The sequence below is a fragment of the Geobacillus sp. FSL W8-0026 genome, assembly GCF_037966255.1.
GTDB classification, from domain to species: Bacteria; Bacillota; Bacilli; order Bacillales; family Anoxybacillaceae; genus Geobacillus; species Geobacillus icigianus.
Genome location: NZ_CP150194.1, coordinates 658,678 through 684,660 on the forward strand (window position 1 = coordinate 658,678; position 25,983 = coordinate 684,660).

22 protein-coding genes and 17 tRNA genes are annotated in these 25,983 nt (G+C 49.4%); 29 read left to right on the forward strand and 10 right to left on the reverse strand.

Annotation, left to right across the window (positions count from 1 at the left end):
• The first annotated feature begins 142 nt into the window (after positions 1-142).
• The 16 genes from NST29_RS03300 (at position 143) to NST29_RS03375 (ending at position 2,032) form a co-directional block, all read left to right on the forward strand.
• Positions 143-215: transfer RNA gene (locus NST29_RS03300), tRNA-Lys, on the forward strand.
• A 7-nt stretch (positions 216-222) separates the two neighbouring features.
• Positions 223-297 (forward strand) — tRNA-Gly (locus NST29_RS03305).
• A 5-nt stretch (positions 298-302) separates the two neighbouring features.
• Positions 303-388: transfer RNA gene (locus NST29_RS03310), tRNA-Leu, on the forward strand.
• A 3-nt stretch (positions 389-391) separates the two neighbouring features.
• Positions 392-465: transfer RNA gene (locus NST29_RS03315), tRNA-Arg, on the forward strand.
• 6 nt (positions 466-471) lie between these two features.
• Positions 472-548, forward strand: a tRNA-Pro gene (locus tag NST29_RS03320).
• Positions 549-552: 4 nt separating this feature from the next.
• A tRNA-Ala gene (locus tag NST29_RS03325) sits at positions 553-625 on the forward strand.
• Between the two features lie 16 nt (positions 626-641).
• A tRNA-Met gene (locus NST29_RS03330) sits at positions 642-715 on the forward strand.
• A gap of 8 nt (positions 716-723) precedes the next feature.
• Positions 724-800, forward strand: a tRNA-Ile gene (locus NST29_RS03335).
• Positions 801-815: 15 nt separating this feature from the next.
• Positions 816-906, forward strand: a tRNA-Ser gene (locus NST29_RS03340).
• Between the two features lie 131 nt (positions 907-1,037).
• Positions 1,038-1,110: transfer RNA gene (locus NST29_RS03345), tRNA-Thr, on the forward strand.
• A gap of 11 nt (positions 1,111-1,121) precedes the next feature.
• Positions 1,122-1,194, forward strand: a tRNA-His gene (locus NST29_RS03350).
• A gap of 312 nt (positions 1,195-1,506) precedes the next feature.
• Positions 1,507-1,577 (forward strand) — tRNA-Gly (locus tag NST29_RS03355).
• A gap of 7 nt (positions 1,578-1,584) precedes the next feature.
• Positions 1,585-1,658: transfer RNA gene (locus tag NST29_RS03360), tRNA-Ile, on the forward strand.
• 121 nt (positions 1,659-1,779) lie between these two features.
• Positions 1,780-1,854, forward strand: a tRNA-Asn gene (locus tag NST29_RS03365).
• An 8-nt stretch (positions 1,855-1,862) separates the two neighbouring features.
• Positions 1,863-1,955: transfer RNA gene (locus NST29_RS03370), tRNA-Ser, on the forward strand.
• Between the two features lie 5 nt (positions 1,956-1,960).
• A tRNA-Glu gene (locus NST29_RS03375) sits at positions 1,961-2,032 on the forward strand.
• A gap of 218 nt (positions 2,033-2,250) precedes the next feature.
• On the opposite strand, the gene NST29_RS03380 is transcribed toward NST29_RS03375, so the two are convergent.
• Positions 2,251-2,916, reverse strand: a complete 666-nt coding sequence (locus NST29_RS03380) for a phenylalanine--tRNA ligase beta subunit-related protein (protein ID WP_033018535.1) — start codon at positions 2,914-2,916, stop codon at positions 2,251-2,253.
• 52 nt (positions 2,917-2,968) lie between these two features.
• Between NST29_RS03380 and queG the strand changes: the two genes are divergently transcribed.
• The 3 genes from queG (at position 2,969) to trmL (ending at position 5,836) form a co-directional block, all read left to right on the forward strand.
• Positions 2,969-4,120 carry a tRNA epoxyqueuosine(34) reductase QueG gene (gene queG / locus NST29_RS03385; RefSeq protein ID WP_033018534.1) on the forward strand — a complete coding sequence of 384 codons (1,152 nt, stop codon included), beginning with the start codon at positions 2,969-2,971 and terminating at the stop codon, positions 4,118-4,120.
• A 355-nt stretch (positions 4,121-4,475) separates the two neighbouring features.
• On the forward strand, positions 4,476-5,339 hold the full coding sequence (locus NST29_RS03390) for an amidase domain-containing protein (RefSeq protein ID WP_033018533.1): 864 nt from the start codon (positions 4,476-4,478) through the stop codon (positions 5,337-5,339).
• Between the two features lie 23 nt (positions 5,340-5,362).
• Positions 5,363-5,836, forward strand: coding sequence for a tRNA (uridine(34)/cytosine(34)/5-carboxymethylaminomethyluridine(34)-2'-O)-methyltransferase TrmL (trmL, locus tag NST29_RS03395; RefSeq protein WP_033018532.1), 474 nt, complete (start codon positions 5,363-5,365; stop codon positions 5,834-5,836).
• Between the two features lie 49 nt (positions 5,837-5,885).
• On the opposite strand, the gene NST29_RS03400 is transcribed toward trmL, so the two are convergent.
• A complete protein-coding gene (locus NST29_RS03400; RefSeq protein ID WP_156102749.1) occupies positions 5,886-6,032 on the reverse strand; it encodes a hypothetical protein in 147 nt (48 codons plus the stop codon).
• Positions 6,033-6,151: 119 nt separating this feature from the next.
• On the opposite strand from NST29_RS03400, the gene NST29_RS03405 reads away from it, so the two are divergent.
• Positions 6,152-8,047 carry a PrkA family serine protein kinase gene (locus NST29_RS03405; RefSeq protein WP_033018531.1) on the forward strand — a complete coding sequence of 632 codons (1,896 nt, stop codon included), beginning with the start codon at positions 6,152-6,154 and terminating at the stop codon, positions 8,045-8,047.
• Positions 8,048-8,428: 381 nt separating this feature from the next.
• A complete protein-coding gene (gene yhbH, locus NST29_RS03410) occupies positions 8,429-9,598 on the forward strand; it encodes a sporulation protein YhbH (protein ID WP_033018530.1) in 1,170 nt (389 codons plus the stop codon).
• On the opposite strand, the gene NST29_RS03415 is transcribed toward yhbH, so the two are convergent.
• Positions 9,588-9,866 carry a hypothetical protein gene (locus tag NST29_RS03415; RefSeq protein WP_033018529.1) on the reverse strand — a complete coding sequence of 93 codons (279 nt, stop codon included), beginning with the start codon at positions 9,864-9,866 and terminating at the stop codon, positions 9,588-9,590. The two genes, yhbH and NST29_RS03415, sit on opposite strands and share 11 nt — an antisense overlap.
• 564 nt (positions 9,867-10,430) lie before the next feature.
• On the opposite strand from NST29_RS03415, the gene NST29_RS03420 reads away from it, so the two are divergent.
• The 3 genes from NST29_RS03420 to NST29_RS03430 all read left to right on the forward strand — a co-directional run bounded on the left by NST29_RS03420 (position 10,431) and on the right by NST29_RS03430 (position 14,208).
• A complete protein-coding gene (locus tag NST29_RS03420) occupies positions 10,431-10,745 on the forward strand; it encodes a hypothetical protein (protein ID WP_324699293.1) in 315 nt (104 codons plus the stop codon).
• A complete protein-coding gene (locus NST29_RS03425) occupies positions 10,630-13,323 on the forward strand; it encodes a leucine-rich repeat domain-containing protein (protein WP_165570919.1) in 2,694 nt (897 codons plus the stop codon). Before NST29_RS03420 ends, NST29_RS03425 begins: the two co-directional genes overlap by 116 nt.
• Positions 13,324-13,803: 480 nt before the next feature.
• On the forward strand, positions 13,804-14,208 hold the full coding sequence (locus tag NST29_RS03430) for a YugN-like family protein (RefSeq protein WP_033019146.1): 405 nt from the start codon (positions 13,804-13,806) through the stop codon (positions 14,206-14,208).
• Here NST29_RS03430 and NST29_RS03435 read toward each other — a convergent pair.
• Positions 14,205-15,200, reverse strand: a complete 996-nt coding sequence (locus NST29_RS03435) for a potassium channel family protein (protein WP_033844509.1) — start codon at positions 15,198-15,200, stop codon at positions 14,205-14,207. The genes NST29_RS03430 and NST29_RS03435 overlap by 4 nt on opposite strands.
• A 113-nt stretch (positions 15,201-15,313) precedes the next feature.
• Between NST29_RS03435 and NST29_RS03440 the strand changes: the two genes are divergently transcribed.
• The gene (locus NST29_RS03440) at positions 15,314-15,511 is read left to right on the forward strand and encodes an H-type small acid-soluble spore protein (protein ID WP_033019306.1); all 198 of its coding nucleotides are present in this window, start codon (positions 15,314-15,316) and stop codon (positions 15,509-15,511) included.
• 643 nt (positions 15,512-16,154) lie between these two features.
• A complete protein-coding gene (locus tag NST29_RS03445) occupies positions 16,155-19,376 on the forward strand; it encodes an efflux RND transporter permease subunit (protein ID WP_033019308.1) in 3,222 nt (1,073 codons plus the stop codon).
• Here NST29_RS03445 and NST29_RS03450 read toward each other — a convergent pair.
• Complete coding sequence (locus NST29_RS03450; protein WP_235207597.1) at positions 19,337-19,771, reverse strand: MFS transporter; 435 nt, start codon at positions 19,769-19,771, stop codon at positions 19,337-19,339. The genes NST29_RS03445 and NST29_RS03450 overlap by 40 nt on opposite strands.
• Complete coding sequence (locus tag NST29_RS03455; protein ID WP_033019310.1) at positions 19,737-20,102, reverse strand: MFS transporter; 366 nt, start codon at positions 20,100-20,102, stop codon at positions 19,737-19,739. The genes NST29_RS03450 and NST29_RS03455 overlap by 35 nt, the downstream gene beginning before the upstream one ends.
• Before the next feature lie 99 nt (positions 20,103-20,201).
• On the opposite strand from NST29_RS03455, the gene NST29_RS03460 reads away from it, so the two are divergent.
• Both NST29_RS03460 and NST29_RS03465 read left to right on the forward strand, forming a co-directional pair.
• Entirely contained in the window at positions 20,202-20,702 is a 501-nt protein-coding gene (locus tag NST29_RS03460; RefSeq protein ID WP_081917019.1) for a GNAT family N-acetyltransferase, read from the forward strand.
• 56 nt (positions 20,703-20,758) lie between these two features.
• A complete protein-coding gene (locus tag NST29_RS03465) occupies positions 20,759-21,013 on the forward strand; it encodes a hypothetical protein (protein WP_033019311.1) in 255 nt (84 codons plus the stop codon).
• A 261-nt stretch (positions 21,014-21,274) separates the two neighbouring features.
• Here NST29_RS03465 and NST29_RS03470 read toward each other — a convergent pair whose 3' ends face one another.
• The 3 genes from NST29_RS03470 to NST29_RS03480 form a co-directional block, all read right to left on the reverse strand.
• The gene (locus tag NST29_RS03470) at positions 21,275-22,186 is read right to left on the reverse strand and encodes a thermonuclease family protein (RefSeq protein WP_033019313.1); all 912 of its coding nucleotides are present in this window, start codon (positions 22,184-22,186) and stop codon (positions 21,275-21,277) included.
• Positions 22,187-22,798: 612 nt separating this feature from the next.
• Positions 22,799-22,871, reverse strand: a tRNA-Ala gene (locus tag NST29_RS03475).
• 69 nt (positions 22,872-22,940) lie between these two features.
• On the reverse strand, positions 22,941-23,618 hold the full coding sequence (locus tag NST29_RS03480; protein WP_033020380.1) for an MgtC/SapB family protein: 678 nt from the start codon (positions 23,616-23,618) through the stop codon (positions 22,941-22,943).
• 58 nt (positions 23,619-23,676) lie between these two features.
• Between NST29_RS03480 and NST29_RS03485 the strand changes: the two genes are divergently transcribed.
• Positions 23,677-24,585 carry a DMT family transporter gene (locus tag NST29_RS03485; protein WP_033020381.1) on the forward strand — a complete coding sequence of 303 codons (909 nt, stop codon included), beginning with the start codon at positions 23,677-23,679 and terminating at the stop codon, positions 24,583-24,585.
• Here NST29_RS03485 and NST29_RS03490 read toward each other — a convergent pair.
• Positions 24,556-25,374 (reverse strand): protein-glutamine gamma-glutamyltransferase, encoded by an 819-nt coding sequence (locus NST29_RS03490; RefSeq protein ID WP_033020382.1) that lies wholly within the window; start codon positions 25,372-25,374, stop codon positions 24,556-24,558. The genes NST29_RS03485 and NST29_RS03490 overlap by 30 nt on opposite strands.
• Positions 25,375-25,983: the final 609 nt, after the last annotated feature.

The window sequence follows — 25,983 nt, forward strand, 5'->3', positions numbered from 1 at the left end:
TAAGGGCCATCATGAGCCATTCGCTCAGTAACAAGCAATACATCTTCGAGTTAACTGCGAGTTGTCCCGACGCAATCGGCATCTTTGAGTCGGCTGGTAGAGGAAGGGGCATCGTCAAATATTTGGGTGTATACCAAACCATGAGCCATTAGCTCAGTAGGTAGAGCATCTGACTTTTAATCAGAGGGTCGGAGGTTCGAGTCCTCCATGGCTCATCATGTTGCGGAAGTAGTTCAGCGGTAGAACACCACCTTGCCAAGGTGGGGGTCGCGGGTTCGAACCCCGTCTTCCGCTCCACTGCCGCCGGGGTGGCGGAATTGGCAGACGCACAGGACTTAAAATCCTGGGGTAGGTGACTACCGTGCCGGTTCGAGTCCGGCCCTCGGCACTTGCGCTCGTAGCTCAATTGGATAGAGCATCTGACTACGGATCAGAAGGTTAGGGGTTCGAATCCTCTCGAGCGCGTTTTATCGGGAAGTAGCTCAGCTTGGTAGAGCACACGGTTCGGGTCCGTGAGGTCGCAGGTTCAAATCCTGTCTTCCCGACCATTTTGGGGCCTTAGCTCAGCTGGGAGAGCGCCTGCCCCGCACGCAGGAGGTCATCGGTTCGAATCCGATAGGCTCCACTTTTTCATCCGTTTTGGCGGTGTAGCTCAGCTGGCTAGAGCGTACGGTTCATACCCGTGAGGTCGGGGGTTCGATCCCCTCCACCGCCACTCTTATCGGACCTTTAGCTCAGCTGGTTAGAGCAGACGGCTCATAACCGTCCGGTCGTAGGTTCGAATCCTACAAGGTCCACCATTATTGTTGTTTTTTGGAGGAGTACCCAAGTGGTTGAAGGGGTCGGTCTTGAAAACCGAGAGGCGCCGCAAGGCGCGCGGGGGTTCGAATCCCTCCTCCTCCGCCATAAATAATCGTCTCATTTAGCTCCGTTGGCACAAATAGAATGAGACGGCATCAACTCGGTTTGAGCGTTCCGCTTTTTTCGACCAGTTGACTATTAGGAAAAACGATAAGCATTGCATAATATGGATTTATGCCGGCTTAGCTCAATTGGTAGAGCAACTGACTTGTAATCAGTAGGTTGCGGGTTCAAGTCCTGCAGCCGGCATCAACATCATGGCGACTATGGCGAAGTGGTTAACGCACCAGATTGTGGCTCTGGCATGCGTGGGTTCGATTCCCACTAGTCGCCCTTTTTCTTTCTAAAACCAGTAAGCTCTTGGTAAAAATTGCAGCCACGAGCCTTAGTTTCACCGAATGAACTGCGAGTAGCCTCGACGCATTCCGCTTCTTTGAATGTGCTGGTAGAGGAAGAGGCGCGAAATTGCGTGGTGAATGGTTGAAGAAATCGATGTGCGGGTGTAGTTTAGTGGTAAAACCTCAGCCACGAGCCTTAGCTTCACCGAATAGGCTGCGAGTAGCCTCGACGCATTCCGCTTCTTTGAATGTGCTGGTAGAGGAAGAGGCGCGAAATTGCGTGGTGAATGGTTGAAGAAATCGATGTGCGGGTGTAGTTTAGTGGTAAAACCTCAGCCTTCCAAGCTGATGTCGTGGGTTCGATTCCCATCACCCGCTTTTGGATGGGCCTATAGCTCAGCTGGTCAGAGCGCACGCCTGATAAGCGTGAGGTCGGTGGTTCAAGTCCACTTAGGCCCACTATTTCCCATTGCATATTGTCGGATGATTCGCTATAATAACGGTGAACCGTTGTCCCACCATTGCCGGATGGAGCAACGGTATGGTAGCCCGTAGGAAAACGGACATGGTGTTGAATCGTTCCGCAATAGCTCAGCGGTAGAGCAACCGGCTGTTAACCGGTAGGTCGTAGGTTCGAATCCTACTTGCGGAGCCATTTTCTCTGGAGAAGTACCCAAGTGGCTGAAGGGGACGGTTTGCTAAACCGTTAGGTCGCAGTTTTGCGGCGCGCGGGTTCAAATCCCGCCTTCTCCGCCATGCATGGCCCGTTGGTCAAGTGGTTAAGACACCGCCCTTTCACGGCGGTAACACGGGTTCGAATCCCGTACGGGTCACTGCTTATGGCACCAGGCAACTTGGTGCCATTTTATCAAACTTGTTTTTGTCGAAAATTGCGCTTTTTCTTGCCGAATAGGCCATCATGAGGTATAATGGGTTCCATAGCAGAAAGATTGGGGACAACGCAGTGTTTCGTTTCGTCGATGAACGAGGCATTGCGTTTTTTTATTGCGATCCCCTCCCGCCTGCGATTCACCGAAGCGGGAGGAACATGTCATTCAAGCAGTTGAACATCCGCTTCGCCGCCATGGATTTGCGTGAACATCGCTTGCATGGCTTCGAGCTGGCGATGGGCGACGTCTTTGGCGATGGAAGGTGGAAAGTATACAATCTGTAAGGCGTTTTTGGTGTCACGAGTGACGGCCGTCCGTTCCGAATCGACGATCGGACTGCCGAATGGACCGTATGCATCTTTGCTGACAAGTTTGTTGGCAAAGTTGACCGTTCGGCCGTTTAAAGCGACATATTCGTCTTGTTCAGCACCGATGGTTACGGTCACGGTCCCGTGTATGCGGTCAAGGTCGTAGATGCCGAGCGGAATCTTATAATAGAGTGAAAAGAAATTGTTGACATCCACTGCTGAATGAATGGAAGGAAGAAAGTGCTTCTTTTGAATGCGCCGATACAGACTTTCACTCGATGGGCGATAACGAGCGGGATCCGTCCCGATTTGCTTGAATACGTGACGCCATTCGGCCAGTTCAGGAATGTCATGGATCGTTTTTTCCTGCAGTTCGATATAAATTGATTCCTGAAACAGTTGCAACCGTCCTTTTAGCATTTGGGGCGAATCTCCTACTTCGATGTGCCGGTAGCAGATGATTCCGAACTTTCCGGAAGGGAGACGCCGTTTCAGCTCTTCTGATACGATATAGTTCATGTCAATCACCTCGCGCTTTATTTTATCATAGGAGTCGAAAGGAGGGAAAACAATGGATGTTGTCGCCTTAAAACAAGAGTTGATTGCGTACAGCCGGACGATCGGTATTGATAAAATTAGATTTGCCAGCGCCGATCCATTTGTGGAACTAAAAGAACGATTGCGACGCCAGCAAGAGCTTGGCTACCAGTCCGGATTTGAGGAAAAGGATATTGAAAAACGAACGAATCCCGATTTGCTGCTTTCTGAGGCCAAATCAATCATTGCCATTGCGCTCGCTTATCCGTCGAAAATGAAGCAGGCGCCGCGGGGGACAAAGACGGAGCGGCGCGGCCTTTTTTGCCGTGCATCGTGGGGCAAAGATTATCATGTTGTATTGCGGGATCGTTTACGGCAGCTTGAGGAGTTTTTGCTTGCCAAAGTGCCGCACGCCCGCGTTCGTTCGATGGTCGATACTGGAGAGCTGGCCGATCGCGCTGTGGCTGAGCGGGCCGGGATCGGTTGGAGCGGGAAAAACTGCTCGATCATTACGCCGGAATTTGGCTCGTACGTCTATTTAGGGGAAATGATCACAACCATTCCGTTTCCCCCTGATGAGCCGATTGAAAATCGATGTGGCACATGTACGAAATGCATCGATGCGTGTCCGACCGGAGCGCTCGTGCAAGGAGGGCAGCTAAACGCGCAACGGTGCATCTCGTTTTTAACACAAACAAAAGACTTTTTGGCCGATGAATTTCGCGAGAAAATCGGCAACCGGTTGTACGGCTGCGACACGTGCCAGTTAGTCTGTCCGGAAAACAAAGGGAAAGATTTTCATTTCCATCCGGAATTTGAACCCGATCCGGAGGCGGTCAAACCGAAGCTGATTCCGCTTCTTCAAATGAGCAATCGTGAGTTTCAAGAAAAATTCGGCGCCATGGCTGGTTCATGGCGCGGAAAAAAACCGATTCAGCGCAATGCCATCTTGGCGCTTGCCCATTACAAAGACCGAACGGCGGTGCCGCATTTGTTGCGGCTGTTGAAAGAAGACAGCCGCCCGGTCATCCGTGGGACGGCCGCATGGGCGCTCGGAAAAATCGGCGATGCCAGCGTGCGACCGCATCTCGATGAAGCTAGACGGACGGAGACGGATGAGGTGGTGCTTGCTGAAATTGAAAAAGGGCTGAAACTGTTGGAGGACAGCGTCAGAAAAGAAAGCTGATTCTGCAAGGTTTCTCTAATTGAGAAACTGGTGGGATAGTAGCATTTTACACGAAATCCCCGCCCTCCTAAAGTAACGGGAAGGCTGGTGAAAACGAGCTTCCGCTTCCCCTAGATGGCTGGTGAAAAACGGTTGTTTCTTTTGAACAATGGGGGAGAGTTTGAAAGACGATCCTGATGCGACAAGGCTCTTCTATTTGATAAACAAGCTTGATAAGCGGCTTGCTCCCTTAAATCCCCGCCCTCCTAAGCGATGAGGGAAACGGGTAAAGGGCGGGACGGATGCCGCAAAGAAGCGGGAAAGAACAGCCGCTTCCCCACATAAGGTAGTAACAAAAACGAAAGTGGGGAACGGCATGAAACAACGATTGCGCGAGCGGCTGAACGAGCGGGCCCGCTCGTTTGTGTCAGGAAACGGGTTAAAGGATGAAGAGATCACGAGAAAACAGAAGCTCTGCCAAAAACGAGGAGTGGAAATCGTTCGCTGTTCGATTCGTGGGCAAATCGTCGGACGACAGACGGTCGAACGGGAAACCAAACTGGTGTATGTGGCCCATCATCAGTTTTTGCTGAAACAAGGAGACATTTTATATGTGGAAGAGCAAGTCGAGGAGCGGTGCGCGCGGTTTGTAAACGGCGAATGGGTTGCCGACGATCGGATCAGCCGGACGGGAGGGAATGTCGAGGCGCCGCGGGTGGAGCGTGAGCAATGGCGGGGAGAGCGGCTTTCCTATCAATATGACCGCGCTCAGGCGGTGCGGTACGCGGAAACATGGTGGAATCGTCACAACCCGGCGTTCCCGTCTTTTCCTGTTGATTGCACCAATTTTGTCTCCCAATGCCTGTACGCAGGTGGGGTGCCTATGACGGGTTACCCGAATCGGGCGCGGGGGTGGTGGTGCCAAAACGGGAGCTGGAGCTACAGCTGGGCCGTCGCTCATTCCCTGCGCTGGTACTTAAGCGGGTCGCGCATCGGCTTGCAGGCGGTGGAAGTTTCCGAACCGGGACAATTGATGGCAGGCGATGTCATTTGTTATGATTTTCAAGGGGACGGGCGCTTTGACCATTCGGCGATCGTAGTGGCCAAAGACCAAGAGGGGATGCCGCTTGTGAACGCCCATACTACCAACAGTCGGATGCGTTATTGGTCCTACGAAGATTCGAGCGCTTACACCCCAAACATCCGGTATAAATTTTTTCATATCATGGATCGCAAATAAACGATGTTGTTGAGGTGAAGAACATGCCGCTTCATGTTGTACTATACCAACCAGAAATTCCAGCCAACACCGGGAACATCGCCCGTACGTGCGCGGCGACGGATACGGCGCTCCATCTCATCCGTCCGCTCGGATTTTCGACGGACGATAAAATGTTAAAGCGCGCTGGCCTTGACTACTGGCCTTATGTCAATCTTTCCTATTACGATTCGCTTGACGAGTTGTTTGCCCGGTTTCCGGGAGGCGAGTTTTACTTCATTACGAAATTCGGCCGGCAGTATTATGATTCGTTTGACTTTAGCGATACAACCAAGGATATTTTCTTTGTGTTCGGCCGCGAGACGACCGGATTGCCAAAAGACTTGCTCGAGGCCAATATGGATCGCTGCCTTCGCATCCCGATGAACGACAAAGTCCGTTCCCTGAACTTATCAAATACGGCGGCCATTTTAGTGTATGAAGCGCTGCGCCAGCAACGGTTTCACGGGTTGTCGTAGGCGCAAAACAAAAAAACGACCTTCGCGACGGAGGTCGTTTTTTTGGGCTTTATTTCACGCCGGGTTTGTCCTCATAGCCGGCGGTGAAAATGGCCGTTAAGAAAGCAATGATCACTCCGAGCACAAGCAAGGTGCGCATCGTTTGCCCCTCCTTCAAGGCGTTTTCCCCTTTATTATAGCGGATATGGCCAAGCATGTGAATGACCGCGTTTGGCCGTCAGGAGACAAAATTTTTTTGCGGCGAATGATACAGGACATCCTCGCATAAATTGTAATAATCTTTCTGTTAGACATCCGAGGGTGAGGAGGTCCTTTATGGATATTTTGCAAAAAATCGCTCGATATCGGGAAGAAGAAGAGAAGCTGAAATGGGAAGGGACGTTTGCCGAGTATTTAGAGATTTTAAAAGAAAAGCCGTGGGTGGCCCAGTCGGCTCATTCGCGCGTTTATCATATGATCAAAGACGCTGGAGTTGAGGTGGTGAACGGCCGAAAGCGGTATAAGTTTTTCAGCCAGCATCTGTTCGGGCTGGAAGAAGCGCTGGAACGGTTAGTTGAAGAATATTTCCACCCGGCGGCGAAGCGGTTGGATGTACGCAAGCGGATTTTGCTGCTGATGGGCCCGGTCGGCGGCGGGAAGTCAACGCTAGTGACGCTCTTGAAACGCGGGCTCGAGGAATATTCGAAAACGGACCGCGGCGCCGTTTATGCGATCAAAGGGTGCCCGATGCATGAAGATCCGCTTCACCTCATTCCCCACCATTTGCGCGACGATTTTTACCGCGAATACGGCATTCGCATTGAAGGGGAGCTGTCGCCGCTCAATATGATGCGGTTGGAGAAAGAATACGGCGGCCGAATCGAAGACGTGATGGTGGAGCGCATTTTCTTTTCGGAAAATCGGCGCGTTGGCATCGGGACGTTCAGCCCGTCCGATCCGAAGTCGCAAGATATTGCTGACTTGACGGGAAGCATCGATTTCTCGACCATCGCTGAGTATGGCTCGGAGTCCGACCCGCGGGCATATCGGTTTGACGGCGAGCTGAACAAGGCGAACCGCGGCATTATGGAATTTCAGGAAATGTTAAAATGCGATGAAAAATTTCTTTGGCATTTGCTGTCGCTGACGCAAGAGGGCAACTTCAAAGCCGGGCGGTTTGCGTTGATCAGCGCTGATGAACTGATCGTCGCCCATACGAACGAAACCGAGTACCGGTCATTTATCGCCAACAAAAAGAACGAAGCGCTCCATTCCCGCATTATCGTAATGCCGATTCCATATAACTTGCGCGTCTCGGAAGAAGAGCGCATTTATGAAAAGATGATTCGCGAAAGCGATGTCGCTAACGTGCATATTGCCCCGCACACGCTGCGCATTGCGGCCATGTTTACGATTTTGACGCGGCTGAAAGAATCAAAACGACCGGATGTGGACTTGTTGAAGAAAATGCGCTTGTATGACGGAGAGATGATCGAAGGGTTCAACGAAGTCGATGTCGAGGAGTTGAAAAAAGAACATCCGGACGAAGGGATGAGCGGCATCGATCCGCGCTATGTCATCAACCGCATTTCGGCCTGCATCATCCGGAAAGAAGTGCCGTCGATCAACGCGCTCGATGTGCTTCGTTCGCTGAAAGAAGGGTTGGATCAGCACCCATCCATCTCTAAAGAAGACCGTGAACGGTATTTGAACTTCATCTCACTCGTGCGCAAAGAATATGATGAAATCGCCAAGCAAGAAGTGCAAAAGGCGTTCGTCTATTCGTATGAAGAATCGGCGAAAACGCTGATGGACAACTATTTGGACAACGTCGAAGCGTATTGCAACAAAACGAAGCTGCGCGACCCGCTCACCGGTGAGGAAATGAACCCGGATGAGAAGCTGATGCGCTCCATTGAAGAACAAATCGGCATTTCCGAAAATGCCAAAAAGGCGTTCCGCGAAGAAATTTTGATTCGGATCTCCGCCTATGCGCGCAAAGGGCAGCGGTTTGACTACAATTCCCACGAACGGCTGCGCGAAGCGATTCAGAAAAAGCTGTTCGCGGATCTAAAAGATATCGTAAAAATTACAACATCGACGAAAACGCCGGATGAGCAGCAGCTGAAAAAAATTAATGAGGTTGTCGCCCGCTTGATTGATGAGTACGGATATAACTCCACATCGGCCAACGAATTGCTCCGCTATGTCGGCAGCTTGTTGAACCGATAGGCATGCCTCAAGCGCTGAGGCATGCTTTTTTATCACCGCGAAGAGTCGGGATGGAAGAAGCGAGACGCTTCCCGGCCTTATTTCTCAAATAAAGAAACTTTGTCGCATCAGGCATGCTTTGTGCACGTTCCCTCATGGATCAAGGGAGAGCTCGTTTTCATTAGAGGTCAGGGCGCTGCATCACAACGCGAGAGCAAACAAGCAATCGGGCTTGTCCGCTCCCACTATTTTCCGCATTCATTTGGCAATTATTTTGAATTTTTGCATAGGATAAAATAAACCAAACCTAGTATCCGTGCTGCGTTTGTTTTGATGACGCCAACATAAGTATATGCGGGAAAGCGAAAAGTGTGAAACCATTTTGACAAAGGAGGGAAAAATATGAAGGGGAATTTCGTTGTATCGAAAGAAGACTGGTCCCTCCACCGCAAAGGGCATGACGATCAAAAGCGTCACCAAGAAAAAGTCAAAGAAGCGATCAAAAATAACTTGCCGGATTTAATCACCGAAGAAAGCATCATTATGTCTAACGGACGTGATGTGATTAAAATTCCGATCCGTTCGCTTGATGAGTATAAAATCCGCTACAACTACGAGAAAAACAAGCACGTCGGTCAAGGAAACGGAGACAGCCAAGTCGGCGATGTCGTGGCCAAGGACGGAAGCGGGGAGGGACAGGGGCCAGGAAAAGGCCAAGGGGCCGGTGACCTGCCAGGCCAAGATTATTACGAAGCTGAAGTGTCGCTGATGGAAATTGAAGAGGCGCTGTTCAGCCAGTTGGAGCTTCCGAATTTGCAGCGGAAAGAGCTCGACCAACACGTTGTCCAACAGATTGAGTTTAATGATATTCGCCGCACCGGGCTGATGGGCAATATCGATAAAAAGCGGACGATGCTCGCCGCGTTCAAACGCAACGCCATGAGCGGCAAGCCGAGCTTTTACCCGATTTATCGCGAAGATTTGAAATTTAAAACGTGGAACGAAGTCATTAAACCGGAATCGAAAGCGGTCGTCCTAGCGATGATGGACACAAGCGGTTCGATGGGCATGTGGGAAAAATATATGGCGCGCAGTTTCTTCTTTTGGATGACGCGCTTTTTGCGCACGAAGTATGAGACGGTCGACATCGCCTTCATCGCCCACCATACCGAAGCGAAAGTCGTCAGTGAGGAAGAATTTTTCACCAAAGGGGAAAGCGGCGGAACGATTTGTTCGTCGGCCTACCGCAAAGCCCTTGAACTAATTGAAACAAAATATTCTCCGTCACGCTATAACATTTATCCGTTCCATTTCTCCGACGGCGACAACTTGACGTCCGACAACGCCCGCTGCGTCAAGCTTGTTCAAGAGTTGCTGAAAGTGTCAAACATGTTTGGATATGGGGAAGTGAATCAGTACAACCGTTCACCCTCTACCCTCATGCGAGCATACGGCAACATGAAACACGAGAAATTCAAGTACTACATCTTAAAACAAAAAGCCGATGTGTTCGAAGCCTTGAAGTATTTCTTCTCGGCAGAAAAAAAGGAGGCCGTCGCCTCTAGATCCTAGGATAAAGCTGAATGGTAAACTGGTCTTTTTTCGTCCATTCCGGTTTTCTTAGGTATGTCGCTTTCTCAAGCACTGACTTGAGAAGGCGATTTTTCTTTTCTACGTCGTCTGTGAGGCGGTAGGCGTCGAGCACTTTTTTGACCGTCGGGATGTATTCGTTGATGTTCTTTTCTTTCAGCTGCTCCTTGGCGATTTCCTCCCGCAGTTGATCGATTTTCCTCTTGGGATTTCTCTCAATACATAGATGATAACCAAGCACAAAATGCAATGATTATGGCCATCCTTGACAAGCTAGAACAGACTGGACAAGGGAATAAAATTCAGCTAATTCTACTTAGCAAAGGAAATGCCACCAAATAAGAGAAAGGGATACGAAGCAGGGCGAAACTTCCCAACAGAAATCCTTTTTACCTAGAAGGCTGGTGAAAAACCGCTGATTCCCTTCATCAATGGGGGAACGCGTTAAAAGCAGGACCGATGCAATAAGGTTTTTCTAGTTGAGAAATGATATTGCAAAGCGGTATCCACGATTAAATCACCAGCCTCCTATATAAGTTGCAATAATAAAGAATTTCCGATTTTTCATTTCGGTTCATCTAAATACAAGCTGATATGATATAATGTGGCTAGTGATCAGCTGGATGTAAAACATATATTTGGTTCATCACCGAAAGTTGTACTTGACTGTTTCAAAACATGCCATACTTCCTTCTGTAAAGAAAAAACAGTAAATAAACAATTTCCATGCATGGTGACAAGAAAAGAAGTCTCCACTTGTCAAGTACACGTTGTGGTGATGAACCATATATTTAAGATAAAGGGTGGGGGAACTGTGAGTGAAAATCAAGTAACCTTAGAATCTATATTCCAAAATATAAGAGATACTAAAAGGTTACCCGTTATATTTATTGGTTCTGGTATCACGAAAAGATACACAGATAAAAAGTATTCTTGGGAGGGGCTGTTAAAAAGATGTATAGAAGAATATGATGATGACCCAACAAATAAATATAAATCGAGGGGAGAAGAATATGAAAAAACAGCTATTATGGTTATTTCCTTTTGTTCTGTTCTTTCTTTTTGCATGTATGGCGGAACCATCCCTAGCAGCAAAAAAGGAACTAACGAACCAAGAAATTATGAATAAAAGCCGAGCTAAATTTAATTTGTGGGACAAGGATGGCAAGCTTTATAAAGCCTATCTGTATTCAAGTAGTGAAAAGGTGAGCTATAAAACTCAAAATAAGAAAAAATACCGTGTATATACTGGAACCTATATGCTAGCTTTATTTGATCAAGCTAATAGGAAAAAGTTATCAACAATTAACACGAATATTAAAACTTATTCATCTGCACCTATTTTAAATACTGGCACGTTAAAGGTGTTTCCTCATAAGAAAAATCAGCCTAGTTTAATTGGTATTAAAGAAGAAATACTTCCACCTGTGAAAAAGCTCATTGACTTCGATACGCTCTACTATGTTCATAAAGGAAAATTGCTGAAAGCAAGGGTAAAGATGGATCAAGAAGAGATTACCTTTTTAAACCATGATAAACTGTTAAATAATAAAGCCAATCAGTTTACCGGTTATATGAGCATACAAGGCGAAGGAACGATAGAGTGTAAATGGCTATTTAAGCCAGATACGGGGGAGATGGACGTAACTTCTTTCCGATTAATCAAACTAGACGGAACGATTGTAAATTATCCTATTTTCTCATATGTGAAAGAAATACAATTGAAAGATAAATCCTTAGAAAAGGCTGTTCGAAAAAATTTGAATAAGCCGACTGGATCGTTAACGTTAAGGGACTTGGACTCACTAAAATCGCTGCAAGCCGAATATTTCGGAATAACCGATTTAAGCGGGCTTGAGTATGCCAGAAATCTGGAGAACGTTAATTTAAGCCACAATGGATTGGATGAGAACGATTTCTGGGTGTTTAACTGGAAATCGAAAATTAGACAGTTAGATGTATCATCCAATCGTATAAAAAAGATCAATTTTCTTTATGGGATGAACAATCTGACTCATTTGAATATTGGTGATAACGCAATTACGGATATTCACCCTCTTAGCGCATTAAGTAATTTAAAGGATTTGAGCTTATATGCAACCGATGTAAAAGATTTAACACCAATTGCTCATTTAAAACGCTTAGTGGCTCTTGATATTAGTAGGACAGACGTAACAAATTTTCTTCCTGTAAAAGGGCTAACATCACTTGAAACGCTTTGGATGGAGAAAGTGGATGTCGATTCTTTTACATTTTTAAGCAAACTGACAAATTTAAAAACATTAAATATCGACGATACTTTTTATGGAACAGACGATCGAATTGATGGCTCGCCCTTGAGTCATTTAAAAAAATTAGAAAATCTTTATATGAACAGAGTTTTCTTTAAAGATTTCACTTTCCTGCAATCGATGAAGAAGCTCAAAAAACTCATAGCCCCTTTCTCTAATCTATCAACGAACGATGTAAAAGCGAACATTGCACTGGAACATCTCGAAATACAGACAGCAGACTTGTCAGGACTCGCTCATTTAACGAATTTGAAATATTTAGATATTTCAGATGGAGGGGGGTCAAACATTGAACCGTTATCTAAACTTGTCAATCTAACAGCTCTTGATGCTTCTAGCAATAAAATTGAGGACATCACACCTATATCCCAATTACCTAAGCTTGAAAGGCTGAATTTGCACGATAACTATATAGAAAGTTTGCCTGTATTGAAACTTCCAAGCCTAACATCATTGGACATTTCAAATAATTTACTTACAGACATTCAGCCATTAGAATCACTGACAAAACTTAAGGTGCTATCAATTGACGGAAATCATATAAGGGATTTTACTCCGCTAAGAAAATTGCCATTAGAAAAACTTGATGTATCAGAAGAAGGAAAAGCTTCTACTTCGCTAATAAAAGACAAAGAACTAGAAAGAGTATTGCGAGAAGCTCTGAACAAACCAACAGGAGAAATAACAGAGAATGACTTAGGAAGGATCAACGAACTGTCCATTTTACAAGAAAATGTACAATCTCTAGAAGGACTGCAGTATGCCAAAAATCTTACAAGCTTACGTATTTCGTTTACCTCTATAAGCGATTTGAGCCCTTTACGAAATTTAACGAAATTGGTATCGTTAGATTTAAGGAACAATAAGATAAAAGATATTGGGGCGTTAAGTCAGCTGGTAAACTTAGAGGAATTAGATTTAAGCTATAATAGAATAGAACAAATTGATCCATTGGCTAATCTGGCTAAACTGAAAAGGCTTACGTTGAGCGGCAACAAAGTCAGCAATATCGAGGCTTTGGTCAATTTGAAAAATTTACAAATACTGTCACTTAATCAAAATCAGATTCGCCGCGTAGATGCTCTAAATCAGCTTTTTATGCTTAAAGAGCTTGACCTAGGCAGCAATCAAATAGAGGAAATTTCCTTCGAGCGGCTTGAGAAGATGGAATGTCTTTACTTAAATGATAATCCGCTTCATTCTATAGCATCGTTATCAAATATGAAAAATTTAGAGGTTCTTTATTTTAATGGAACGAAAGTAGATGATATTTCAGTGCTTTCCAAGTTGAAAAAACTCAAGTTAGCGAGTTTTACCATGAGTTCAGATCCATCTGAAAATCAGATAGTGAATGAATTGCTTAATCGGGGAGTTACCATCTATATCAATGATATCCTTTTTTCGTTAGAAAGATAAGGAAGATTAGAAAAACTGATAGAAAAAGGCGGGTTCATCCGCCTTCAGTTTTTATAAAGGATCATGAAGCCGCCTTTTATTTTCCATGATCTAATAGACAAACAAGGTATCCATAGGTGACATAGAGATGTTTTTTGATCACATCAATGGGATCTCTTGCTCCGCAGCGTCATCGCTGATCCTGGCCATGCTGTATTCTTTTCGCGATCCAAGAAGAGGAACGGATGTCACGCATACATCGGTCGAGCCGGCTTCTTCTTGAGCGCGGAAAGCCTCTTGGTCTCCAGATAGATCTTGCTTGTTTCCGGCGTCTTGTTATTTCAGAAAAAACAAAAAATTTTGTCGGTGTTCATAAAACATCCAACAATCCGTTCTTCATTATTACTCGATCCGTCCATTTTTCGCCAAAAGGCAACGGCCAGATCAGGCAAATAATTGTTTCCAAACGGGAAACGATAAAAGGAAAGGAGGGGATTGTGGATGATTGAAATTCCGTCGAGGCTGGAAGGAAAACAGTTTTCGTTGCATCAGCTCGAGCAAACACTCAAGCCGCTCGGCTATGAGATCGGCGGCGGTTGGGAGTATGACCACGGCTATTTTGACTATAAAATCGCCGACCATTTAGGCTACCAATTTTTGCGTGTGCCGTTTCAAGCGGTCGATGGGCAGCTCGATTCGCATGGCACAACGGTCGAGCTCGGGCGTCCGTTTTTGCTTGCCCATAAATATCAGCGCGGCATCGATGATTTTGCGGATGTGGGCAACCTTACGGCGTCGTTCGACCAGTTTGCTGAACCGCAAGACCCGGATGCGACCGTTCCAGAGCCGTTGATTTCCGTCGGCAAAGCGCTCGTTCAAGAGTTGGAGCGCCGCCTGCTCGATTAAGAAACGAGCACGAACAGGCGGTCGTCTTTTTCAATCAGGCGCTGCGGCCGGATGGATAGGCTTCCGCTATCCCCGCAAACGACGCCAAGCAGCGCGATGTGTTGGGCGAGCAGCTGCTGTTGGACAGCGGCGAACGGCTGGCCGATTTGCTGCTCGGTTGGAGGGAGAAGGCGCAGCGTTTGTTCACCGAAGCGGCCCAACATCCGTTCGAGCGCGCTAGCCGCTCCGGGCGAGTAGAGGCTGGCGGTCATGGCGGCGCTCGCCAACAAGTTAGTTTGGATCACTTCATCCGCTCCGGCGCGAAACGCGTTCGGGACATGGCGGGCGGTCAAGATTTCTACGATGGCATACACGGACGGATTGAGGCTCTTGGCGGCCAGCAATGCAACGATCGTATCGCGGTCGGCTTCCTCTTCCGTTTTATGCGGATCGGCGGTAATCAGCACAAAGCGGGCATGGCCGAGGTTCGCTTTTTCAAGGACAGCATCGTCGTGCGCCGCCCCTTTAATGAAGTGGACGGGAATGTGCGGAAGCGGATGGGACGGCACCGTGGCGTCAATGAGGACCACGCGCGACGGCGGGTCTTGTTCGGCCAAACGCAGCAGCATTTCCCGCGTCCGTTCGTTCCAGCCGACTATAATGATATGCCCGTGTTCTTTGTACGCTAGCTGTCCGTTCGTGTGTGCCGTTTCCCGCGTGGCGGCGGCAGCCGACACCGAGGCGAAATAGGCGCCGATAATGCCGGTACCGACAGCAATCAGCACGATGGCCGCCAGTTTCCCAGCAACGGTTTCCGGAACGATATCGCCATAGCCGATCGTCGCTGCTGTCACGATCGCCCACCATACACCGTCAAACATCGTGCGGAACGTTTGCGGTTCGATGAGAGGCATGAACGCTCCAAACACGATGATCGTGGCGCTGGCCGTGACTAGCAACCGAAGGGCGGTTGACATTCGCCAATAGGAAACAAGCCAACTCCTTACCTTCATGTTCATCCCTCACTTCAGTGATTTCTTCTTTAGTGTGGACGGTTTTGGCATAACCATTCCTGTTTCTTCCCATACTAGGAAATGAACGATCCATGGAAAGGGGACCATCGGTTATGGACATGAACCGTGTGAAACAAATCGTTTCATCACCGGCGGATATTCCCGTTTACTACAACGGGGTGTCGGTCTGGATTGACGGGTATAACGAGGAAACGCAGATGGTGACCGTTCATTTGCGAGACGGTCGCCTTCATGAACGCCGGGATGTGCCAGCGGCCGAGCTGGAAGAAAAGGAAACAGCAGTCGACTGAGCAAATGGACGGCAAGCGTCATCGCGGCGGCTTTCTTTTCGGGGCGCCGCCGCGATGACTTCGTTTTCCTTCTCATCGAAACAACGCGGAGCGTAACAGCGGTTTTCCGTCTCGAATCCGCCCTCGCATGACAAGAGGGTGGATTTTTGTGTTTTCTGTGAAAATTGCTGCACTAGCGCGTAATTTTTATCCACGGGTCGAGGGCAGGCCACGCTGCCCATGGATCTTTCTGTGAAAATGCCGGCCTGACGCGGATTTTTATGCCTAGGTGGAGGGTAGATCGCTGTCCATGGAAACTTTCCGTGAAAATGCAGGACCGGCGCGAGGTTTTCATCCCCGGGTGGAGGGCGGATCGCTTGCCTATGGAACGTTTCCTTGATTCCCGGACGATTGAATCCTAACGGCAGCTTAAACCGTAATGGAAATCGGGCGTTGGTACATGACAAAAGGAGGAGGTGGTGTGATAAGCTGGAATGCAAAGAAGATCGTTTGTCAGCGAGTGGGAATGAAACGGTGCTTTTCCGTTTCCAAGGAAGGGGATTCGTATTTTGACAAATGACTAATTGGTCAATTAGTATATAATTTGTGACCATATAGTCAAGAGGTGTGAAGTGATGAGGATGGACGTAAGGAGGAGAAACGGGTGAGGAGCATCATTCAATTTTCGCTTAACAACAAGCTCGCTGTTTGGATTTTGACACTTATTGTCGCGGTAGCTGGGCTGTATTCAGGAGTAGGTATGAAGCTTGAGACGATCCCGAACATCAACGTGCCCTTCATTTCCGTCTCGACAGTGTATCCGGGAGCGACGCCAGAGGAAGTGGATAAGAAGGTGACGCAGCCGATTGAGCGGCAGGTGGAACATTTGGACGGCGTCACGGCGGTCCGCTCCTCTTCTTTTCAGAACGCGTCATTTGTGCAAATTGAATATGATTTTGACAAGGATATGGGAACGGCGCAAAATGAAGTGAAAGAGGCGCTCAGTCATTTACAGCTGCCTGACGGGGTGCAAGAGCCAGACGTGTCGCGGATCAGCTTTTCGGCGTTTCCTGTCATCTCATTGAGCATTACCGACCGCCACCGCTCGCTGGCCGAACTGACGAAGATCGTCGAGCGTGAGATCGTCCCTGAGTTAGAGGGCATCGACGGCGTTGATTCGGTGGAGGTCGCCGGACAACAAATGCAAGAAGTGAACATTCGTTTTGATGAACAGAAGTTAAAGCGGTATGGGCTGACTGAACAATCGGTCATCAATGTCATTCAAGCTTCGGCCGTTTCGCTTCCACTCGGCTTGTACACGTTTGGCGATACGGAAAAATCGGTCGTCATTGACGGTCGCATCGCAACGATCGACGACTTAAAAGCGCTCCGCATTCCGATCGTTTCAGGGGCTGGGGCGGCGCCGTCGCCGGTGGTTGGCGCCGAAGTCGAGGGTCGCGGGCAAGGAAGCGCGGTCGACGGGCAAGCCGGGGGCCAAGGAGCTGCGGCTCCAGCGCCGGGTGCCGGTTCCGGTCCTCAAGGGCGGGATGCGCGAGGGGCGGAAAACAGCGCGGTTGGTCAAGCGGGGCGATCTGCAGCTGTTCCTTCCGTTCCGTTGAGCGAATTGGCTGAAGTGAAAGTTGTTGCCAAAGCCGAATCGATTTCGCGGACAAACGGCAAGCCATCGATCGGCGTGCAAGTGGTCAAGGCGCAAGACGCCAATACGGTGACGGTCGTCAACGCTGTCAAGGAAAAGAGCAAAGATCTTGAGAAACGCTTTGACGGCTTGCGCATCATCACGGTGTTTGACCAAGGCAAGCCGATTGAAGATTCGGTGAACACGATGGTGGACAAAGCGGTGTTTGGTGCGCTGTTTGCGGTCGTTGTCATCTTCCTGTTTTTGCGCAACATCCGCACGACATTGATTTCGGTCGTATCGATTCCGCTGTCGTTGCTGATGGCGATTTTGTTGCTGCGGGAGATGGATATTACTCTCAATCTGATGACGCTCGGCGCCATGACGGTGGCGATCGGCCGCGTGATTGACGATTCGATCGTCGTGGTGGAAAACATTTACCGACGCATGACGCTGCCCGGCGAATCGCTTAGCGGGAAAGAATTGATCGCTTCGGCCACGAAAGAAATGTTTATCCCGATCGCGTCATCGACGATTGTGACGGTTGCTGTCTTTTTGCCGCTCGGATTGGTCAAAGGAATGGTTGGTGAATTGTTTTTGCCGTTTGCCCTGACGATTGTGTTCGCCTTGCTTTCTTCGCTGCTTGTCGCCGTCACCGTTGTTCCGGCGCTCGCCCACTCGCTGTTTAGCAAGGGAGTTGCTGCGAAGGACGTTCGTGTGCGGGAGCGGAAACAGACGTTAGCGTTCTGGTACAAACGGGTGCTTCGCTGGTCGCTCGATCATAAGTTCATTGTCAGCGGCCCGGCGGTGTTGCTTTTGATTTCCAGTTTATTCCTTGTTCCGCGTGTCGGCGTCAGCTTCTTGCCGTCTGACGAGCAAAAGATGATTGTCGTCACGTACAGCCCCGCCCCAGGACAAACGGTCGATGAAGTGGAGCGCATCGCCAAAGAGGTAGAATCGTTTTTTGAACAGCGCCAAGGGGTCAAAAACATTCAGCTTTCTGTCGGCGGGGGCAATCCGATGAATCCGGGGCAAGATCACGCGGCGTTGTTTTACGTCGAGTATGACCCCGATGTGAAACGGTTTGCCGAAGAGAAAGAACAGGTGATGAAGGCGCTTGATGAGCGCAAAGACAAAGGAGAATGGCAAAGTCAAGACGCCTCGAGTTCAGGGACATCAAACGTTCTCGAGCTAAACGTGTATGGAAGCAGCATGGAAGAAATTGAACCGATCGTTCGCCAAGCGGCCGATCTGTTGCGCGGCCATGAGGAGCTGGTGAACGTGAAAACGAGCATGGCTGCCCGCTTTGAAGAGTATACGCTTGCCGCCAACCAGAACAAACTGAGCGAACTAGGGCTGACGGCGGCACAAGTGGCTGCCGCTTTGTCCGAAAAAGGTGGACGCCAAGCGATTGCGACGGTCAAGCAAGATGGTGAAGACCTCAGCGTCTACCTTGCCGATGAAAACAAGCGGTACGCGGATATTGCCGATTTGCTGGAGAACACGATCACGTCGCCGCTTGGTATCGAAGTGCCGATCAAAGATCTCGTGACGGTGAAAAAAGGGTATACGTACAGCGAAATTGAACGGGATGACGGCCGAGTGCACGCGAGCGTGTCGGCGGAAGTAAAAACGAAGGATGTTGCAGCGGTGTCAGCGGCCGTACAGAAAGAACTCAAGCGACTCGACTTGCCGTCGGGAGTCGATATTCAGATGGGAGGTGTGACTGAAGACATTCAAGAATCGTTTACCCAGCTTGGGTGGGCGATGCTCGCTGCTGTAGCGATCGTTTATTTTGTATTGGTTGTGACATTTGGCGGCGGATTGGCGCCGTTTGCGATTTTGTTCTCGCTGCCGTTTACTGTCATTGGGGCCTTGCTCGCCTTGTTCGTTTCCGGTGAGACGATCAGCGTATCGGCGATGATCGGCATGTTGATGTTAATTGGCATCGTGGTTACGAATGCTATCGTTTTGATTGACCGTGTCATTCGTAAAGAACGCGAAGGACTGTCGACGCGCGAGGCACTTTTGGAAGCGGCCGGTACGCGGGTGCGCCCGATTTTCATGACGGCGATTGCCACGATCGGCGCTTTGCTTCCGCTCGCAGTAGGAATGGAAGGTGGCGCATTGATTTCGAAAGGGCTCGGAGTGACCGTCATCGGCGGGTTGACGAGCTCAACGTTGCTGACGTTAATCATCGTCCCGATCGTTTATGAGACGTTGATGAAATGGCGGAAAAAAAGGGCGTAAGGAAGCGGGGAGTCGGCCGTCTGGGGACGGATGGCGCGGCAGGTGGAGGAAGTCTTTCGCCCATCGGCTGCCGCTTCGCTTCTTTGCTCTGACGTCATCGGCCCGAACGCCATGCCCATATAGCGGAAAAAGTTGTACACGCCGATCGCCGTCGAGCGGTTCGCTTGAAAGACGTTCGTCAACACAGTGGTTTGCACCGGAAGCGAAAGGCCCAAAAATAAGCCGAACATGGCGATGGCAACAACGAGCAGCTCAAGCGACTGCCAGGCGGTGAGCAGGAAGAAAAAAATGGACGCTGTCGTCAAATATGCCGTCGTCAAGATGATGCGCCGCTCCGGAAAGCGCCCTTGAAGCCGCCCGTCAAGAAAACTGCCGATTACAATCATCGACGACATGGCCAAATACACCGTTCCTTTTTTCTTGCGCCGATAATCCGTAACGGTCGGTCAAAATGCCGGGCAAAAACACAAGAAAGTTGTAAAGCGAATAATACTGCATAAATCCGAGCAGCACGGCGCGCCGCCCTTTTCGGTCGGTGAGCGGTCCGGAGACGATTTGCATCATCGCAAGGAAAAAGGTGAAAATCGAAATCGTCAAGTTGATCAAAAAAGAAGAAGTCGCGAACGCGGCCCTCACTTCTGGTAAAATAGGAGTGTAAATCGTTTGGGTGAACGGGCCGAGAAACGCGGCGAGCGACACAACATATACAACGAGCTGGCGTTTCATGGTTTTCTCCTTTCTTTCCCTGTGCATCGTTATGATTATACTCCCGCTGTTTCCGCTTTTGGAAACGAAATGCTTATGAAAAAAAGGTGGAGATGCAGGATGGAACGATGGTTGATTCGTGATGCAACGGCGGCGGATTTGCCGCACATTGTCCGCATTTATAACGAAACGATCCCGAGCCGGATGGTGACGGCCGATTTGGAGCCGGTGTCGGTGGAAAGCCGGAAAGCGTGGTTTGAAGCGCATGATCCTCATCATCGGCCGCTCTGGGTGGTGGAAGATGGCGGCGAGATTTGCGCCTGGCTCAGCTTCCAGTCGTTTTATGGCCGCCCGGCGTACCGCCATACGGCCGAAGTGAGCATTTATATTGCCGAATCACACCGCTGCCAAGGGTTGGGAACGAAGCTGCTCAAGCAAGCGGTCGACAAGGCGCCGGATTTGGAGATGAAGACGCTGCTCGGCTTTATTTTTGCCCATAATGAGCCAAGCTTGCGGTTGTTTGCCCGCTTCGGGTTTGAACGATGGGGCTATTTTCCGCGCGTTGCTGAGCTTGACGGCATCGAACGCGATTTGGTCATCGTCGGCAAGCGGCTTGTATAGAATCAATATAGACAGGGCAGTGATATACATGACGATGCAAAGAAAGAGGGAATGACATGAACGTGATGCCCATTCGACTGTTTACGATTCAAGACGGAGAAGGATTTGTCGCCGATGCGTTTCAATGCCCGGTGACCGGCAATTTGATTTACAAGTCATCCGGCACACCGTCGGTCATTGCCTACAGCGAACTGACCGATGAACAGATTGCGCGCTTGGAGCCATACGGCTTTCGTCGGCTCGAAGGGACACAAGGGCGGGCGGTGCATGAAGATGCTGCCGGCATTGAAGCGTTGCTTCCGAGGCAATGATTGACTTGGCTTTGTGGCGACGGGAGAAAAGGCATTTGGGTGAAAGGTGCGTTTTTGTAAAGCGGCGGAAGCTCATTGGGGGATGAATATCATCGCCCTCCAGCGCCGGGTTTTCACCAACATCAGGGAGATTCGTTTTCCAGCCAAAAAGGCCGACCCAAAAGGTTGCCTGCCTTCAAGATCGGCACAACCGATCGTGCGGCAGAAGCAGTCAGCACGTCAAAGAGGGGATCCCGATCCTTTTGGGACACCCTCTCTTTGTCATCTCCTCAGCTGGCGGACGAGCCAATACACCGCTACGGCTGCTGCCGCGCCAAGCAATGGATAAAGAAGCGGAAGGCCGGATCGCTCGAAAGCGGCCGTTTCTAGTTCGCGGCTAGGCGCACGATCAATTGGCTCCGTCTCGCTTTCGGTTTGCGGAGCTGTGTTCGTCGCCCCTTCCTGTTTTGTTTTCGAACGAGCCTGTTCATGTTTCGCGACAGACCGTTCACCGTACATGCCGATGCCGTTCCGTTTGGCTTCTTCAAGCGCCTTGCGGACGCGCGATTCATATTTGTAGCGGCCATAGTCGTAAAAATCTTCAACGAGTCCGGCCTTGGCGAGGTCTTCTTGCAGCAGGCGGCCGTTGACCCATACCCAGGCGAGCAGACGATGATATCGGTCAAACAGCGTATTTCCGTCCGTTTCAAGCACCACCTTCCCTTTTTGCAGGCGGGAACACGTAAACCGGCTCGCCTCTTTGCCATACGGCTCGATTTCAATCGTGCTTTCCGGTGTGTCGATGAACAAAAAGCGTGTCGTGTATACGCGGCCATTGACACGAAACTTGGCGGTGTCCCCGTCGATGCATTGAGTTAATGTTGCTGCGTATGTGCGGCCGAGCCGCAGCGAAACAGCGTTATCCTTCCCGCCGAGCGCGTGTCCGTCTAAGTCGATGCGTTCCGGGGTGAGCTTCCGTTTGCATCGCTCGTTGCTGTTATAGGTTTGAATGAGCTTGACCAACTCCGCTTTTGTTTTCGCCTGTTTGGCTAATGCCGTTGGTTCATGCAGCACATATGTGCAATCGCTGTTGCGGAAATGCCCACCTAGTTCGTCCAATGAGCCCGGATGGGCAGACACGGAGTCGGGCCATACTATCATCAGGCAAAGCAACAGAATGGCGATTTGCTTCAACGCTCTCCCTCCGTTTCGGCAACATTCCAGCTCGGTCGCCATGAAAGCGCATGACGATCTTGCGCTTTGAACGTAGTCTCCAGCCGTTTCTGTGATGTTCAGCGTGAAATCTACCTTGCCAAACAAGGGTTTTCTCTGAATGGAGCTGTGACCTTCGCGACGGTTCAGCGTGCGCGGTGGAAGGCAAAATCGTCAAATACGGAAAAGCTCCATAGGCAGCGCGATCTGCCCTCCACCTGAGGATGAAAATCGGCGTCCGTTCGGCATTTTTGTAGAAGAGGCTGGTGATGTCATCGTGGATATGCCTTTACAATGAGAAAAATCTTGTTGTATCGGTCCTTCTTTCCGCACATTCTCCCATTGATGAAGGCGCTCAGCCGTTTTTCACCAGCCTTAGAAAGCTCCATGGACAACATTTTGCCCTCCACCCGGGGGTAAAAATGACCGCTTGCCGACGGGGGTTCACGAAAAAACCCATTGTTACAAGGATTTTACCATATTGCTTTCCGATAAAATAGGACGATATAGGGCAATTGTTGATGGAGTTCGTCGACCATTCGTCAACAACCGCCTCAAAACGGAAAAACCCTTGCTACGCAAGGGTTTTTTCGATGGAGCATACCGGGCTCGAACCGGTGACCTTCGCGCTGCCAGCACGACGCTCTCCCAACTGAGCTAATGCCCCAAACGAACATGGATGAATTGTCCATGCTCTATTATATCCAGATGACGGGTGGTTTGCAATCTTTTTTTATCAACCGCTTTCGATATCGACGTGGACAATGTCTTCGATGGAGCGAATGGCGTAATACAGTTCGGCAGTTGACCGCTTTTGATCGATGACAGCACGCAGCTTCAACAAATGTTCATTCTCCTCGACGTCTTTGATGCGTATCGTTTTAATATTGATTTCTTGTCGCTTTAAATGCTCGATCACTTTGGCAATGTTTTTTTCATCGGCAACGGTGATTTGCAGCATTACTTCTTTTTCACGCAGCTGCTTCGGTCCGAAAAAGTTGATTAAAAATGGAATCAGTTCAACGCTAACAATGAGCAGAGCGACACCAAAGGCCGATTCCCAATAGAAACCGGCGCCGACTGCCACGCCAATTCCTGCCGCCCCCCAGATAATGGCGGCTGTTGTCAGTCCAGTAATGCTGTCGTTGCCACGGCGTAAAATAACGCCCGCTCCTAAAAAACCGACGCCTGATACGATTTGTGCGGCCAAGCGAAGCGGATCCATTGTGATATGGTCTTTAAGCGGGAAGACATACGCCGATTCGATCGAAACGATCGTCAATAGGCAGCTTGAAATCGAAATGACCAAACACGTTTTCAAGCCGACTGGTTTTCGCTTCAACTCCCGTTCCAGTCCGATGATCATGCCAAGAATGGCCGAAATCCCTAATTTAAGGAATGGATCAAACATCATTCGTTCTCCCCCCGTTCGTGATATAATGTAGGAAAATGGTTGGCAAGGAGATGGAATCGTGAAACCGCCAAGCCATACCCAAGCCTATGCTGCCTTGTTGGTTGGAGCGCTCGCCGTCTCAACGTCCGCTGTGTTTGTCAAGTGGTCGCAGGCGCCGTCCGCGGTCATCGCCTTTTATCGGCTGTTTTTCGCTGTCATCATCATGACACCGTTCTTTTTTCGCCGCATCACCGAACTCAAGCACATCTCCCGGCGTGATGGGCTGTTTTCGGTTTGTTCGGGCGTGCTGTTGGCATTTCATTTTATTCTTTGGTTTGAATCGCTTGACTATACATCTGTTGCCAGCTCAGTCGTGCTCGTGACGTTGCAGCCGCTGTTTGCCTTCGCCGGAGGTGCGCTCTTTTTTCGCGAACGGCTGACCAGCGGCGCGGTCGGGAGCGCTGTTTTGGCCATTGTCGGAAGCCTTCTCATCAGCTGGGGCGATTTTCGCATCAGCGGTGCGGCGCTTTATGGAGATGTGTTGGCGCTGTCGGCCTGCGCAATGGTGACGGCTTATTGGCTGTTTGGTCAAGAGCTGCGCCAACGGCTGTCGTTGATGACATATACTTATCTTGTCTACGGCATCAGTGCTGCCACATTGTATGCGTATGCCGTCCTATCCGGTTTTTCCTTAACGGCATACCCACCGAGAGATTGGTTTTGTTTCCTCGGTTTGGCCATTATCCCGACATTGTTTGGCCATTCGGTGATGAACTGGGCGGTCAAGTGGGTGAGCGCTTCAACGGTATCAATGGCCATCTTGTTTGAGCCTGTCGGAGCTTCCGTTTTGGCTTACTGGCTGTTTGGTGAATCCATCCGTCCTTTGCAGTGGATCGGCGGTATTTTTATTTTAACAGGAATCGGGCTGTATTTGTGGGAGAAAAACGAAAAAGGGACGCTAACGGCGCAAGAAGGCGGCCGACCCTAGCGTCCCAGCGATAAACGACGAGCGGAGCGGAAAGCGGAATCCGTCCAGCGGTCGGGAAAACTGGGATAAATAAGCGAAGTTGACCTGCGTAATTTCAGAAAGAAGATAAGCCGATTTGGTTGCCCCTCGTTTTCGTTTTCGATTTAGAGCGGCAATGATACCGTCTTCTGTTTGAATGCCGATGCCGTGTCCGTAAAACAAACCGTCTCCTAAGTAAATCGTGTTCTCTCCCTGCCATTGCGGTGTCGCTGGATCGAATTCTGGATTTTTGAAGTAAAGGCAGTCTCCGGGAAGAAAATGTTTGCTCTTTTTCGTTTGAATACCAAGGTCTCGATCCGTATGCCAATCATACAGAAGCAAGCGGTCAAACAGGCGATCAAACGCGGATGTGTCAATGGTGTCGAGCACCGCTTTGTAAAAGACGATCACGATGGCTGTCGCGCATTCAAAAGCGTACAGTTCGCTGTTGATGAAAATGTCGCCAATCGCTTTTGAAGGAGGAACGCCCGGCCGCAGCTGAAACCCACCCCGCTCATCTCGTTCCCAAAATTGGCTGTTGCAGCGGGAAAAGCGGAAGATCGCAAACCGCGCTCGGCTTTTTGCTAAATCCACGGCTGCTTGAACAATGCGGGCGCGCAATGCAATTTCAAAGCGAAGCTGCTGTTCATTCGGGTACGTATAGAGGACGGGGGAAGAAACAAGCGCATCAGCGATTCGCTGTTCAGCGGGCGGAAGGGACAAGGAATCGGTAACACCGATGCTAGCCGGTGACGACAAAATGCGGATCATAAGGAAAAGACCTCCTTTGGTAATATGGTGGTACCTCAACCCTATCGGAAAAATATATGCATAGGACACTGTGATCATGACGCGATATGTCAGTGTATTGAAACAAGAAAGGCGTTTATGTCAAAATTTGAACTTTGGGGAGTGTCAATTCACGGCGGTAAACAGATCATTCTTTAAACAAGAATGAGCAACTATGTTTTTGCATGGGGAACTTGGCGGAGAAAAAAGTATTTCAAAAAAGAAAAAAAGGTATTGCATTTTGTGGGTGAAGATGATATATTAAATAGCGTCGCTGATCAACTGTGTAATTTCGAAATGGTAAAACAGCGAAAAGCAGTTGACAACAAAAAGATGTGATGCTAATATAAAGAGGCTGCTTACACAACGTTGATTATCGCAACAAATTTGTGGTTGCAGCTGTTCATCTCGTTCCTTGAAAACTGAACGAAACGAAGCGCAACGAAAAGCGGAGGCCGCTTGCCTATCGGCGAAACGCGCTGGAGGGCCTGCGAGGAGGCTATCGCCGCCGCAGCAGGACCGAAGCGTCGCGAGCCGATAGCGGCCGGAGCTAGACAATCCGAAAAGCGGAGGTCGCTTGACACGTTTGGT